This is a genomic window from Microbulbifer aggregans, assembly GCF_020524005.1.
In the GTDB taxonomy this organism is placed as follows: domain Bacteria; phylum Pseudomonadota; class Gammaproteobacteria; order Pseudomonadales; family Cellvibrionaceae; genus Microbulbifer; species Microbulbifer aggregans_A.
Map to the genome: position 1 here is coordinate 15708 of NZ_JAIVKK010000011.1, position 14893 is coordinate 30600.

At 56.3% G+C, this 14893-nt stretch carries 9 protein-coding genes; 6 read left to right on the plus strand and 3 right to left on the minus strand.

The genetic code is table 11. The features are described from left to right. Nucleotides 1-2 precede the first annotated feature (2 nt). The 3 genes from LC093_RS17225 to LC093_RS17235 all read left to right on the plus strand — a co-directional run bounded on the left by LC093_RS17225 (nt 3) and on the right by LC093_RS17235 (nt 3502). The gene (locus LC093_RS17225; RefSeq protein ID WP_226667777.1) at nt 3-1409 is read left to right on the plus strand and encodes a M20/M25/M40 family metallo-hydrolase; all 1407 of its coding nucleotides are present in this window, start codon (nt 3-5) and stop codon (nt 1407-1409) included. Between the two features lie 414 nt (nt 1410-1823). Next, nucleotides 1824-2462 carry an RpiB/LacA/LacB family sugar-phosphate isomerase gene (locus LC093_RS17230; protein ID WP_226667779.1) on the plus strand — a complete coding sequence of 213 codons (639 nt, stop codon included), beginning with the start codon at nt 1824-1826 and terminating at the stop codon, nt 2460-2462. Between the two features lie 209 nt (nt 2463-2671). Then, nucleotides 2672-3502 (plus strand): MBL fold metallo-hydrolase, encoded by an 831-nt coding sequence (locus LC093_RS17235; protein ID WP_226667782.1) that lies wholly within the window; start codon nt 2672-2674, stop codon nt 3500-3502. A gap of 10 nt (nt 3503-3512) precedes the next feature. On the opposite strand, the gene LC093_RS17240 is transcribed toward LC093_RS17235, so the two are convergent. The 3 genes from LC093_RS17240 to LC093_RS17250 form a co-directional block, all read right to left on the minus strand. Further along, nucleotides 3513-5399, minus strand: a complete 1887-nt coding sequence (locus LC093_RS17240) for an MFS transporter (RefSeq protein ID WP_226667784.1) — start codon at nt 5397-5399, stop codon at nt 3513-3515. A 151-nt stretch (nt 5400-5550) separates the two neighbouring features. Further along, nucleotides 5551-7629, minus strand: a complete 2079-nt coding sequence (locus LC093_RS17245) for a M13 family metallopeptidase (RefSeq protein WP_226667786.1) — start codon at nt 7627-7629, stop codon at nt 5551-5553. Between the two features lie 268 nt (nt 7630-7897). Beyond that, a complete protein-coding gene (locus tag LC093_RS17250; protein ID WP_226667789.1) occupies nt 7898-9106 on the minus strand; it encodes a TonB family protein in 1209 nt (402 codons plus the stop codon). A 405-nt stretch (nt 9107-9511) separates the two neighbouring features. Here LC093_RS17250 and LC093_RS17255 point away from each other — a divergent pair, with 405 nt between their 5' ends. The 3 genes from LC093_RS17255 (at nt 9512) to LC093_RS17265 (ending at nt 14870) form a co-directional block, all read left to right on the plus strand. After that, nucleotides 9512-10213 (plus strand): cyclic nucleotide-binding domain-containing protein, encoded by a 702-nt coding sequence (locus LC093_RS17255; RefSeq protein ID WP_226667791.1) that lies wholly within the window; start codon nt 9512-9514, stop codon nt 10211-10213. Nucleotides 10214-10512: 299 nt separating this feature from the next. Then, the gene (locus LC093_RS17260; RefSeq protein WP_226667793.1) at nt 10513-11703 is read left to right on the plus strand and encodes an efflux RND transporter periplasmic adaptor subunit; all 1191 of its coding nucleotides are present in this window, start codon (nt 10513-10515) and stop codon (nt 11701-11703) included. Then, nucleotides 11700-14870, plus strand: coding sequence for an efflux RND transporter permease subunit (locus LC093_RS17265; protein ID WP_226667795.1), 3171 nt, complete (start codon nt 11700-11702; stop codon nt 14868-14870). Before LC093_RS17260 ends, LC093_RS17265 begins: the two co-directional genes overlap by 4 nt. Nucleotides 14871-14893 lie beyond the last annotated feature (23 nt).

Below are 14893 nucleotides of genomic sequence, written 5' to 3' on the forward strand. Positions count from 1 at the left end.
ACATGATAAAACCCCTGATGAATCTGACCGGTGGACTGGCTGCTGCGCTGCTTGTCGCCAGCGCCCAGGCCGCGCCGCTGAAACAGGAAGACCTGTCTGTGGCCGAGGTATTGCGCGATCGCGCTCTGGAATCCTCTGACGCTTATAGTCTGGTTGAATCGCTTACCGTTGAAGTGGGACCGCGTCGCGCCGGAACCAAGGGTGACGAGCGTGCGGTTGCCTGGGCACAGGAAAAAATGAAAGCCCTCGGATTCGACCGGGTGTATACCGAACAGATCGACGTGAAGCGCTGGGCACGCGGCCACGCGCACGCCGAAGTAACGGCGCCTTTCCCGCAGCCGCTGGTAGTGACTTCCCTGGGCTATGGTGCGGCAACACCGGAAGGCGGGCTGACCGCCGAGATTGTCGAGTTTGCCGATCTCGACGCACTGCTGAAAGCCCCGGCACGCAAAGTGAAAGGCAAAATTGCCTTTATCAACAAGCGTATGGAGCGTGCCCGCACTGGCGAAGGTTACGGCCCGGCTGTCCAGGGACGTAGCAAAGGTATGCGCGCAGCGGCGGAAAAAGGTGCGGCGGCACTGATGCTGCGTTCCGTGGGTACCGACTCCGACCGCTTTGCCCACACCGGTATGATGGCCATCGACGATGTGGAAAACCCGGTGCCGGCGCTGGCGCTGTCCGCCCCGGATGCGAACCTGCTGGAAGCCATGCTCGAACGCGGCAAGCCGGTGGAAGTAAAACTGAACGTACACAACGAGCGCCTGGCCGACGGCCCGTCGTTCAATGTGATTGGTGAAGTAGTCGGCCGAGAAAAGCCGGAAGAGGTGGTATTGATTGGCGCGCACCTGGACAGCTGGGATGAAGGTACCGGTGCGTTGGATGACGGTGCCGGCGTGGCCATCGTGATGGAAACCGCACGCCTGATCGCCGAACTGCCACAGCGCCCCCGCCGCACCCTGCGTGTGGTGCTGTTTGGTGCCGAGGAAATCGGCCTGGTTGGTGCCCGCCAATACGTGGAAGCGCATACAAGCGATCTCGACAAGATTGTGATGGTGTCTGAGTCCGACTTCGGTGCCGGCAAGATCTGGCGCTTTGATACCCGTATTCCGGAAGGCAAGTTCGCCATTGCGGACCAGATGATGCAGCTGCTGGCCCCGCTGGGTATTGAGCGTGGCAACAACAAGTCTTCCGGCGGGCCGGACAGCAGCGTGTTTGTTGCGCGCGGTGTACCCGCTATGGGCCTGTTCCAGGATGGCAGCGACTATTTCGACTACCACCACACCCCGAACGACACCCTGGACAAGGTGAAGCCGGAAAACCTGAAGCAGAACGTGGCAGCCTGGGTGGTAATGTCCTTCCTGGCATCGGAAATGGAAGAGACTCTCGGACGTGTATCGACTGAGCAGTAAGGCTTGCGCCATTAATTCAATCCCGCCACTGCGCTGACACAGGGTAAATAACAGCGCCGAGGCGGTCCCGCTACCGGGTATCGCTTTGTGAGACACGCCGTAAACCCATCCCTGGGGGCTCGGCTGCGGCCGTCCTGGCCGCAGACGGTCTCACAAAGTGATACCCGGTATCGGAACCTTCACAGCAACTTTAGCGAAATGAACAACCTTGCCGCGAAAGCGGTTTTTTTTCGTCTGAGTTCCGGGATTCCTGCCTCGATGTAGGAATAGCAAACTGTAAACCTGCCTGACCGGTTTAGTTCATATGGCAATTGTTTATAATTACCGGACAGACCAATTCCCATTGCCGCACCCCGGTTGTTATTTGTACAGCTGCCTGCGGTGAATACGAACAGCATCAGACGGAGATAACGAATGAAAATTGCACTGATGAATGAATTCAGCCAGGCGTCCAAGAATGCCACCGTGCTGAAAGAACTGCAGGAAGTGGCCACCGAGCAGGGCCATGAAGTGTTCAATACCGGGATGTCTGATGACAACGACCACTATCTCACCTATATCCACCTCGGCATCATGGGCAGCCTGCTGCTGAATTCGAAAGCCGTGGACTTTGTGGTGAGTGGGTGTGGTACCGGCCAGGGGGCCCTGATGTCCCTGAATGCCTACCCGGGCGTATTCTGCGGTTATTGCATTGATCCCGCCGATGCCTACCTGTTTGCCCAGATCAACAATGGCAATGCGCTTGCCATTCCGTTTGCCAAGGGTTTTGGCTGGGGCGCGGAATTGAACATCCGTTACATGTTCGAGAAAGCCTTTACCGGCGTGAAAGGACAGGGTTACCCACCCGAGCGCAAGGAATCCCAGGTGCGTAATGCGGGTATCCTGACCCAAGTTAAAGAAGCAGTGGCGAAGGACTACCTCGAAGCACTGAAGACGCTGGATCCTGAGCTGGTGAAAACCGCGGTTTCCGGAGAGCGCTTCCAGGCCTGCTTCTTCGAATACTGCCAGGTGCCTGAGCTGGCTGAGTATGTTCGCAGTGTATTGGACGCCTGATCAGGATTTCTTGATTATCGCCAGGACAAAAAAGCCCCGCCAAAGCGCGGGGTTTTTTATTGTCGCCGGTTTGCGGGAGTAAACGTTTACGCTTAATTTTGTGTTGAAGTATCGGCAACCAGGGCGCGGGAGGCGCATTGCAGAAGATGGAACTTTCGAGTGCGGTGAAACGAATTGGGCTGGTTCTAGTTACGCTATTGGGATCAGGGATGACTGAGGCGCAAAGCGAATACCGAATAACGCAGGTCAAAGACAATGTTTACCGGTTTACCGCTGGCCACTACCACTCCGCGTTTATGGTGACGGACAAAGGCATTTTCCTCACCGACCCAATCTCACCCGAGGCCGCCCAATGGCTCAAGCGGGCGTTAGCTGAACGCTTTGAAGTACCGATTCGCTATATGGCCTATAGCCACAATCATGTGGATCACACCCTGGGGGGCGATGTGCTGGATGGGCCGGATGTCACGGTGATTGCCCATCAGTACGCGGCGGAAGACCTGGAATGGACCCGGGCACCCACTGCCCTGCCGGAGCTCACGTTTACCGATGAACTGCTGGTCAATCTCGGCGGCAGCCACGTGGCGTTGCGATACCACGGGCCGAACAACGGCCGCGGTTCGGTAAGCATGCATTTTATGCCTGCCAACGTACTTTATGTGGTCGACTGGATTGTGCTCGGGCGTATGCCATACCAGGATCTGCCGGGGTACGACATCCACGGCATGATCCGTTCGACCCGTCAGGTTTTGCGGGAAGTACCGTTCGATACGTTTGTCGGTGGTCATGCAGAAATTGGTGGCCGCAAAGAGGTTGAGCACTACCTGGCTTATCTGGAGGGACTCTATGGCGCAGTGCGTGACGGCATGCTCGAAGGGAAAAACCTCGCCACATTGCAGGCCGAGATTGCGTTGCCGGAATATCGCGATTTGAAAATGTACGAGGAGTGGTTACCGCTCAATATCGAAGGCGTCTACCGCACATTGATAGACGCCTCCTACTTTGACCGCCGCCCGGATATCGATGGGAAGAACCTCTAGGGATAACTCGTCAGCGCCGCTCACCGCGCAGGCCCAGTACCTGATCGTAGAGTATCTCTGCTTTTGCCGCAGTCGCCTCCAGTGGTTTTCCGGCCACTACACAGACACTGGACCAGAAGCGTTTTGGCCAGGTGGTAAATGCATGGCCGTCCTTGTGACTGAAAAAACTGCCCCATAAACCGCGCAGTGCCATTGGGATCACCGGTACCGGTGTGCGTTGCAGGATTTTTTCAATTCCCGCTTTAAAGGGTTGCATTTCCCCGTCCTGAGTCAGCTGCCCCTCAGGGAAAATACACAGCAAATCCCCGTCTTTTAAAGCCTGTTCAATTTCTTCGAACGCGCGCGCGTAGCCTTCGGGATCTTTCTGCCTGGAACAGATGGGAATGGCGCGGCTGGTCTTGAAGATAAAGTGCAGCACCGGGATTTCATAAATGGGCTTGTACATGATGAAACGGATCGGCCGTCGCACGGCGCCCGCCAGCAATAGCGCATCTACGTAACTTACATGGTTGCAAGCAATAATGGCCGCGCCTTCTTCCGGTACCTGTTCCAACCCCTGATGTTTCACACGGTACATGGTGTGTGACAGCAGCCAGATGAGCAGGCGCATGGCGAACTCGGGTACTTTGGTAAACACGAAGACGGCTACAGCGGCGTTCATCAGCGCAATCACCAGGAAGAACTGCGGAATACTGGCCTCAAGCATATTCAGGAACACAATACCCAGTAGTGCGGCGACGACCATAAATACAGCATTGAGCACATTGTTCACCGCGATGATGCGCGCACGGATTTCCGGAGCGGAACGTTCCTGCATCATCGAATAGAGCGGCACGATATAAAAGCCACCGAAGATGCCAATCAGTGTCAGGTTGACGAGAATACTGAGCGCGCCTTCGCTGTGCCAAAAGGCGGAGATTCCCATCTCCACAGGCGGCACATAGCTGGATGTGGAAAGCGCGAGCAGGACACCGGACACGGTCAGCCCAGCGGCCCCTATGGGGACCAGTCCCAATTCCACCCGGCCACCGGAAAGCCGCCCACACAACATGGAGCCGATGGCGACACCGATAGTGAAACAGCACAGCAGCAGGGTTACCAGCGATTCACTGCCACCGAGTACATTGCGGGTCAGGCTGGGAATCTGGGTCAGGTAGGCGGCACCGAGTAGCCAGAACCAGGAAATGCCGATGATGGCGTAAAACACCGAGGGGGTTTTGGCGGCTTCTTTAAGAATTCTCGAGGTCTGGGATACCGGGTTGTAATTTATCTTGAGATCCGGAGCCGGTGCCTTGGCACCGGGGATCGCACGTGCGGCGAGGTAGCCGATGCAGGCCGTGGTAATCAGGATGGCAGATATCCACAGTAGGCCGGATTCACCTTCGCCAGTCTTTCCGGCCAACAGTCCGCCGACAATAGTGCCAAGCAAGATTGAAACGAATGTACCCATTTCTACCAGGGCATTGCCGCTGACCAGCTCGGTTTTGTGTAAATGCTGGGGCAGGATCGCGTATTTGACCGGCCCGAAAAATGCCGACTGCACGCCCAACAAAAACAGGACGGCCAGGCAGAGAAAGTTATTGCCGCTGAACAGGGCGGCGACACCGAAGGTGGCGATTCCGATTTCAGCCAGTTTGATGCGCCGGATCAGTGTACTTTTGTCGGTCTTGTCTGCCACCTGTCCCGCGGTCGCGGAGAACAGGAAAAACGGCAGGATAAACAGGCCAGCGGCCAGATTAATCAGGAAATTGGCTTCGCTGGCAGCGAGGCGGAAAGCGATCATCACGATCAGAGCGTTCTTGAACACGTTGTCGTTGAAGGCGCCGAGAAACTGTGTACAGAAGAACGGCAGAAAACGACGGCTCCCCAGCAGGTGAAACTGGCTGTTTGCGTCCATGGCTAAGCTCCTTTGACTGAATCCAGTTCAATATTACTCGGGATTACGGGCCAGGGAACAGTCCGGAGGAAATGAAAAAGCCCTGTCGATGCCTTCGCTTCGACAGGGCTTTATTACAGGAAGTACCCGGAGTTGACTCCGGGGTGAAGGCTTACCAGATGGTTACGCGCTCTTCCTTCGGCAGGTACATACCATCGCCTTCCTTCACATCAAACGCGCTGTAGAACGCATCGATGTTGGGGACGACACCCTTCACACGGTATTCCGCGGGGGAGTGCGGGTCGGTTTTCAGGCGCTCGCTGAGGGCTTCGTCGCGCGTCTTGCTACGCCATACCTGGGCCCAGCCGAGGAACACACGCTGGTCACCGGTAAAGCCATCGATCACCGGAGCCTCTTTGCCGTCGAGGGACATCTGGTAGGCCTTGTGGGCGATACCCAGGCCGGACAGGTCACCGATATTCTCACCCAGGGTCAGCTCGCCGTTTACGTGTTCGCCTTCGATCGGTTCAAAGCCATCGTACTGCGCGACCAGTTTGCCGGTAAGAACTTCGAAGTTTTCGCGGTCGGAGTCGGTCCACCAGTTGTTCAGGTAGCCCTTGCCGTCGAACTTGCTGCCCTTGTCGTCAAAGCCGTGACCGATCTCGTGTCCGATTACACCGCCGATACCACCGTAGTTCACCGCATCTTCCGCGTTCATATCGAAGAACGGCGGCTGCAGGATAGCGGCCGGGAACACGATCTCGTTCATTGGCGGGTTGTAGTAAGCGTTCACTGTCTGTGGGCTCATGTGCCACGCACCGCGGTCCAGCGGTTTGCCCAGCTGATCGCGCTCGTGCAGGGTGTCGAACAGGGTTGCGGCAATAGCGTTACCCACCAGGTCGTCTGCACTGACCTTCAGTTCGCTATAGTCACGCCATTCGTCCGGGTAGCCGATCTTGGTGGTGAAGTTGGCCAGCTTGGTCAGAGCTTCTTTCTTGGTGTCTTCACTCATCCACGCCAGGGATTCGATGGACTCTTTATAAGCGGCCTTCAGGTTGTCTACCAGCTTGACCATGCGAGCCTTGGCTTCCGGGGGGAAGTATTTCTCCACGTAGCGCTGGCCCACCAGCTCGCCCACAGAGCCGTTGACGAACTGCACACCACGCTTCCAGCGCGGTTCCATTTCTTCCACACCGCGAATAGTGGTGCTGTAGAAATCGAAATTCGCCTGGGCAATCTCGCTGTGCATGTAAGGTGCAGCAGCGGAAAGCACCTTGATTTTCAGGTAGCGCTTCCAGGTGTCCAGCTCGGTATCGGCGATGATCTTGTTGGCAGCCTCAAGATATTCCGGCTGGCCAACGAGGAAGTTCTCGGCCTTTTCCAGATGGGCTTGCTGCAGATAGCTGTCCCAGTCCACAGCAGGCATCAGCGCTTTCAGTTCAGCCGCAGACTTCTTGTTGTAGTACTTGTCTGGATCGCGGTTTTCCACCCGGGTGCGGTGGTGTTCCGCCAGGTCTTTTTCCAGGTTGAAGAGGGTGCTGGCAAATTCCTCAGGTTTATCGAGGCCGGCAATCTGCTGAATTTTTACCAGGTACTCACGGTAGGCTTGTTGCAGCTTCTGACCTTTTTCGGAATCGTCAAAGTAGTAGTCGCGATCAGGGAGACCAAGGCCGGACTGCCAGATGAAAGTGATGTAGTTTTCTACATCCTTCAGGTCCTGATTGATGCCTGCGCCGAAGGGCGTTGTGTAGCCTACGGTATCGGCATACGCGAAGAAGTCTGTGAGGTCTTTCAGGGATTGAATGGCATCAACCTTGGCCAACTCACCGGAGATGGCCGACAGCCCTTTGCTCTCGATCAGCTCTTCATTCATGTAGCTATTGTACAGGTCACCGATCTGCTTGGATTCGGCGCTGTCGGCGCTTTTGCCGGCTTCCATGATCAGCGCTTTCACTTCTTCGGTGGCCTTGTCGCGCAGGATGCTGAAGCCGCCCCAGCGGGATTTGTCCGCCGGAATCTCCGTGTTCTTCATCCAGGTGCCGTTTACGTAGCCGTAAAAATCGTCCTGGGGGCGGACATTGGTGTCCATGGCGCTAAGGTCGATACCAGAGCCGAGTTCCACGACCTGGTTCGCGCTGACCTCAGCGGCAACCGGAGCGGATTCCGCGGTTGCGGCAGATTTCGGGTTTTCAGACTGGGAGCAACCGGCAATGGCGCCGGCGATAGCCAAAGGTAAAAGCAGCTTTTTCATTCTGGGCCTTTTGGGCTTGTTATTTGTGATTGGGTAATTGAGTACAAGGTTCAGTAAACCATGCCCGGATAGTATGCATCCCCCGGATCGTCGGCAAGTAACATTGCGGTTAGCGGTAGTCAGACTTCGACAGGATGGTGGCTGCAGTACTCGCGAGTGAGTGTCGCGCGGAGCGGACAGGGGGAATAATTTCCTTTGACAGTCTGGTGCGGGCAAAAAAAGCCCCGCATAAGCGGGGCTTTCTGAGAGCTTAGTCCGACCTGAGAGCTTAGTCCGGCAGGCGGAAGGTGATCGGCAGGGAGAACTGATAGTCCTTCTTGCTGAGCTGCGCCGGCGTAGCGGGGTAGGGCTCGGAGCGATTTACCGCATCCACTGCTTCCCGGTTGAGGCTGGCATAACGGGACTCCTGCACGGAAGTGACATCTTTGATCTTGCCTTTGGCATCGATGGTTACATTCAGGAGTACACTGCCTTCCTGGCCGCGCTCTTGGGCACGCTTGGGATAGCGGATGTTTTTGAATGTGTGTCGAATCAGCATGGAGTGATAGATCTGACGCGCCAGGATCATGTCTGCGGTCAGTGGAGCTTCCTCTTCTTCTTCAAACTCGTCGTCGGGTTCCGGTGTACGAGTGGTCGTAGGCTTGAGAGGCTGGGGCTTGGAAGCGGCTACCTGTTTCGCGGCAGGTTTTGCTGCAGGCTGTTCCGGGCGCGAAGGCGCCGGCGCTGCGCTTGCAGACGTGCCGAGAGCAGCCAGTGTCGGAGCCGGAATATCGGCCTTCAGGTCCGGCTTCGGAGTCGCTGCGACCTGTGCAGGCTCCGCCTTGGCGGGTTCACTGGCGGCCACTGCGGAATCGTCTTCGCTGGCCGACAGCCCTTCGGCCATCTGCTTGACCTGGGCGATACGGTCGCCGGCAGGTGCCAGCCCTTCATAGCTGGCGAGGAGGCCGGATTCGACCTGGCCTGCGCGCAGCAGGTTGTCGCGGAAATCGGAGGACGGCGGTACTGCGCCGATCCAGGCGCGCAGCAGAGTGTTGAAGAACTCGCGATCTTGGATCTCTCCGAGGGCAACGCCATTCAGCGATACAGAGGTTGTGCCGCTGTCTGCCGCGTAGTCAATGCGCAACTGGTCGCCGGCCACAAAGCGGCCCTTGAACAGGTTGGCAAAGGTCACCATGTTTTGCGCCTGACTGGAAAGCGTATTGCCAGGGTTGTTGATGGCGATACCTTCCAGCCACTGGTTGCGGAAGCGGCGAGCGGATAAACGTTCAGCGATGATGCGCACTTCAAGGCTGCGCGGCGTATTGTTATCGAGCAGGGAGCCTACGTTGTCCGAGAGTCGTTCAGAATAGACAGCTGCGATATACCGGTCTTTATTGAATTGCTGCTCCAGAGCCAGTCCATTGAGTAGTGGGACCGCATTTGCAGTCAGGGCCGCAGCGAACAGCAGCAGGGCAATGACAAGTTTGGTCGTTTTCATTTTTGCTATTGGTATCTTCTGGAAGCCGGATGGGAAGAAACCGGCAGTTAAAGCGGTGAAAAATGAATCAAATACCCTAGAATATTCTTCACGCACTTCGAGAACACCCTCCCCCCGAAAGGTGCCTGTCCCGCTAATTTTTCTGTAACCCTGGTACGATTAAATTTTGTTCAGAGTAGAGGAAAAACTAATCAGGACTGACCACAACTCTACTGCAACTGCAACGGAGTTCAACCCTGAAATGGGTAAAAAGTCTCGTTTTTTCAAATTCTCTGGATAGGGGGGGATATAGCTATCACTTTAGGCCTAGAATGCACTGTTTGTTAGCGCGCACGTTTGTGCCATGCACCATTAAATATAAGATGGTGAATAAATTTCCCGTCCGAAGTTACAGCTCAGTTTTTCATGGATTACAAACTATTAAGTGATTACCCGCGAGATGGGGTTGATCGTCTTTTAAATGTCATACATTTGTTTCGCGATATTCGTGCTACCAGTGAGTGGCAGTACGATGTGCTGTTGAAGCGATCACGTCTGGTTTCCCTGTCGGCGGGGGAGCCCCTGCTGCATGTGGGTGACGTTGATCAGTGGGTCTACTTTTTATTGCGTGGCGAATTACAGGTGCATGTCGATGACGCCGCAGCTGCAAGCGGCGATCGCCCGCTGGCAGTGATCCGGCCGGGAGAGGTATTCGGGGATCTGTCGATGTTATTGGCCGAACCCCGCAGTGCGACAATTGTTGCGTCTCCCGGTGGTCAGGAGATCCAGGTGCTGGCTGTAGACTGTACCCTGTTTGGTGACCTGGAAGACTTCTCCCTGCTACACCTGCCGACAAAACTGGTTTTCTATCGCAATATGACGCACTCCCTGCGCTGGAAGCTGGAAGTGTATCGGTCCAAGTACCCAACGCATGAGCTTGCCAACAGCCACCGCAAGCTGAAACTTTATACGGGGCCGAAGAACAGCAAGGAAGAGCTATTGGCCCTGGCGGATCAGGCGCGGGCACTCGCGCGCATTCTGCTCGACTGGAATGCCGAGTTCGGCAGCGGTCACTTGGCTACGGAAGAGGCCGATATGTCAGATTTCCTCGAGTCCATTCTTTCCTGATGCCAATGTGCTGACTTCTCGCGGGCTACTCAACTGGTGGCTCGCCTGACAAGGGGTGGTTTCCTGCCCCTTTGCTTCTTGCTTACCCAGTACTCTTTCTTCTTTATATATGCAGTTTTGATTTGACCCTGCCCCGCGGACGGGTATTCCCATCCCTTGTCTGATCCGACTGCGTGTGGATTTCGTAATCAGACAGGTTTAGCCACTGCTTGGTAACCAGTTTGTGCCAAAATGCGCGCGGCTTATCTGATTATTATTTGGCCCCATCAATATCTGGAATCTGGTTTAGGTCTGTTGGTATGAATGTTCTGGCGAATCTCTGGCGGCACCGCAATTATCGAGTGGCGCTGATCGTAACCCTTGCTTCGTTGCTTTGGTTGCTGAGCGGTCTGTTTGGCGGTGGTGCGGAGGAGGAGAATACTTCTTCCGCGCAGGCAAGTAGGGCGACAGCTGAGACCATGCGGGTTAAGGCCCGGCGCCTGCAGGCGCAGCCCTATATCACACAGGTTCTGGTCAATAGCCGCACTGAAGCGAACCGCAGTGTGAAATTGCGGGCTGAGTTGGATGGGGCCCTTACGGCACTGCCGGCTAGTGAAGGCGAGTGGGTGCAGGCGGGAGATGTTATCTGCGAGATTGCGGCGGAGGACCGGCCCGAGCGCCTGGCGAGAGCGCGCGCGGCATTGCGCAAAGCAGAATTGGATTTTTCCGGGGCCGAAAAGCTCAAGGGGCGGGGACTGCAATCGGAAACGGCCATGGCTCAGCAGGAAGTCAACCTGGCAAGCGCTCGTGCAGATTTCCGACGGGCGCAGGTCGACGTGGCAAATTTGCAGATCCGTGCGCCTTTTGCCGGTGTGGTCAACAGTCGGGCGGTGGAACTCGGCGATTTTATTCGTCGTGGCGAGGAGTGCGCCACGTTGCTCGATATGAACCCGATTGTACTGGTGGGTGAGGTCTCTGAAGCGCAGGTGGCCAATTTACTGCCGGGTAGTGTTGCCAGCGCCAAACTGCAGCAGGGGCAGCTGGTTGAAGGCGAGCTGCGCTATATCAGCCAGGAGGCGCATCCAGTGACCCGGGGCTACCGGGTGGAAGTTGCCGTAGACAACACCAGCAAGCAGCTGCGTAGTGGTATCAGCGCGCGTATGGCACTGCCGGGGGAAGAGGTTATGGCCCACCGGGTCAATGCTTCACTGCTGACCCTCGACGACCGAGGCGCACTGGGGCTGCGGATTCTGGATGAAGAGCAGCGCGTGCGGCTTGTGAACGTGCAGATGGTCAGTGATGAAAATACTGGGGTCTGGGTCACCGGGTTACCGGCTCAGCCAACCATTATCACGGTGGGGCAGGAATATGTGAGCCAGGGGGAGCGGGTGATCGCGGAGCTCGAAGAGGCGCATGGCGATTTGCCAGCACCGCAGAATACCGCTGTCCCGTCCGAAGATCTGGGCGTGGGACACTCGGTGGATTTCACTGAGGAGGAGCTGCAGCAATGAGTTTGCTGGAAGGTGCCGTCGACCGCTTTCGCAGCAGTATCAGTTTGATGCTGCTTATTGTCATTATGGGAATCGCAGCGCGGTCGGCAATGACTGTCGAATCCAGCCCTGAGGTCAATCCACCTATCGTCATCGTGCAGGTGATGCACGAGGGGATTTCACCGGCGGATGGCGTACGCTTGCTGATCCGCCCCATCGAGCAGGAGGTGCGCTCTCTCGAAGGGGTTGAGGAAGTCATGGCCACGGCGCGTGAGTCCCTGGTGTACCTCGTGATCGAATTTGATTCCGCCATCGATATCGACGATGCAGTGGATGAAGTACGCAATGCCGTGGACCGGGCGAAAGCGGAATTGCCGCGGGATGCGGAAGAGCCTGTTGTCGAGGAGGCTTCTGCACAGCCATTCCCGGCTATTGTGGTAACTCTGGCCGGGGAGGGGATGGGTGAGCGCGAATTACTGAGAAGCGCGCAGCAGCTCAAACGCAAGATTGAAAGTATCGCAGAGGTTTTGAGTGCGGATATCACCGGTAACCGCGAAGAAGTGGTGGAAGCGACCATTGACCCGGTGCGACTGGAGCATTACCAGATCACCAGCGGTGAACTGATCAATGCGGTCTTGGGAAATAACCTGCTGATTCCCGCCGGTGAAATGGATGTGAGTCAGGGGCATTTTTCGGTTAATGTCCCCGGCCTTATCGAAACCGCCAGCGATGTGTACCAGATACCACTCAAGCAATCGGAACATGGTGTGGTAACACTGGGGCAGGTCACAGATATTCGCCGCACGTTCAAAGATGCCACTACTTATACCAGTGTCAACGGCCGGCCGGGCCTGGCGATTAGTGTGGAAAAGCGCACCGGTGCCAGCGCTGTGGACCTGGCTGATGCGGTGCGCGCTGCGGTCAATGCAGAAAAGCAGTACTTGCCGCAAGGTGTCGAGATCGATTTCGTCTTTGATATGTCCGAGTTTGCCCGCGATATGGTCAGCGAGATGGAGGGCAATATTCTTACCGCCATGTTGCTGGTCATGATCATCGTAGTGGCGGCTCTGGGGTTCCGCTCGGGGCTTCTGGTCGGTTTGGGTATCCCATTTTCCCTGTTGTTCGGCTCCATCATTACCTGGTACCTCGGCTATTCCTTTAACTTCATGGTGATGTTCGGAATGCTGCTGGCCCTGGGCATGCTGATTGATGGCTCAATCGTCATCACTGAATTTGCAGATCGTAAAATGGCGGAAGGTTTATCGGCCCGGGTTGCCTACGGGATCTCCGTTCGCCGTATGTTCTGGCCGGTACTCGCCTCCACGGGTACGACTCTGGCCGCCTTCCTGCCAATCATATTCTGGCCCGGCGTAGTCGGTGATTTCATGCGTTACCTGCCAGTAACGGTCTTTGCTGTATTGGCGGGCTCGCTGGTGTATGCGCTGTTCTTTGCGCCGGTATTGGGGTCGGTGTTTGGAAAAAGTGCGATGGATGTGAAGACCCAGCACTACCTGAGAGAGCTGGAGTCCGGAGATCCAGCAACGCTGCCGGGAATTACCGGCGCCTATGCGCGAATATTGGGGCCTGTAGTCCGCAATCCCCTGGCCTCTTTTGTTGCGACGATTTTTGTACTGGTGGCAATCTTCGCGGCCTTTGTTCGCTTTAATCCTGGAGTCGAGTTCTTTACTGAAACGGAAGAGCAATACGGCAACGTTGAGGTCCGGGCCCAGGGCAATTTGTCTCTGGAAGAGAAGAAAGCGCTGGCGATGCAGGTTGAACGCGCAGTGCTCGATGTGCCTGAAGTGCGGGTCGTCTATACCTCAGTTGGCGGCGGGGGAATTTCCGGGAACAGTGAAAAAGCGCCGGATCAGATCGCCAACCTGCTGGTGGAGCTGCGACCGGCGATGGAGCGAGCGCGCAAGAGCCGCGAGATCTTTGCAGATATTCGCGCGCGCACCGGGAGTTTTGCCGGTATCAAAACCAGTGCCAACGAATTTGAGGGTGGCCCGCCAGTGGGCCGGGATATTGTGCTGGAGCTGCGCGGGCGCGATTACGATGTGCTGTTGTCAGAAACCCGCCGGTTGAACCAGGCAATGGTCCACGAATTTGATGGCCTGCGGGATGTTGTCAGTACGGCGCCGCTGCCCGGTATCCAGTGGGAAGTCAACGTGGATCGCGCAAAGGCCGCTCTTTACGGTGCAGACCTGACCGGCGTGGGACGCGCCGTGCAGCTGGTGACGAACGGCGTGCGGATGGCGGAATATCGTCCGGACGATTCCGATGAGGAAGTGGATATTCGCATTCGCTATCCGGATTACGCCCGTGGAATCACTGCACTGGATGAACTAAGGATCAATACACCGCAAGGCGCGGTACCGGTCAGCAGCTTCGTGACGACGGAAGCCCGCCCGAAAGTGGACAAGATAGAGCGTATTGACGGTATCACGCGCATGCAGTTGAAAGCTGACGTCGTGGATGGTGTGCTGGCGGATAACAAGGTGAAGGAGATCCGCCAGTGGTTGGATACGCACCCGGTGGACAGTTCGGTCGAGTTGATCTTTCGCGGTGCGGATGAGGATCAGAATGAGTCCCTGCTGTTCCTGCAGGTAGCGTTTTCGCTGTCATTGTTCCTGATGTTTATTCTGCTGGTAACCCAGTTCAACAGCTTCTACCAGTCCGCACTTATTCTGTCTTCGGTCATCATGTCGACCCTGGGAGTGATGCTTGGTCTGACCGTCACCCAGAGCACCTTCAGTGTGATTATGACGGGGGTCGGGATTGTTGCCTTGGCTGGTATCGTGGTGAACAACAACATTGTTCTCATCGATACCTATAACTTTGTGCGTAAAGCCGAGCCGGAGTTGAGCGCCGGAGAAGCTGCGGTCAAGGCTGCGGCGCAACGGCTGCGTCCTGTGTTTCTGACTACCGCCACAACCATTCTCGGCCTGCTGCCCCTGGCGCTGGGGGTGAGCGTGGATATGGTTGGGCGCACAATGGTCGTTAACGGGGTGATTGCCTCTTTTTGGGTGAAGTTGGCCAGTGCGATCGTGTATGGGCTCAGTTTTTCCACATTGCTTACACTTCTGGTCACCCCGGTTATGCTGGCGCTGCCTGGGCGTATCCGGGAGCTGTTGATTGGGTGGGTGCCGCAAGGGCTAAAGCGAGCTGTGCGGGGCGGAGAGCGCTAGGGCTTACCCGCTAAATGAACAGG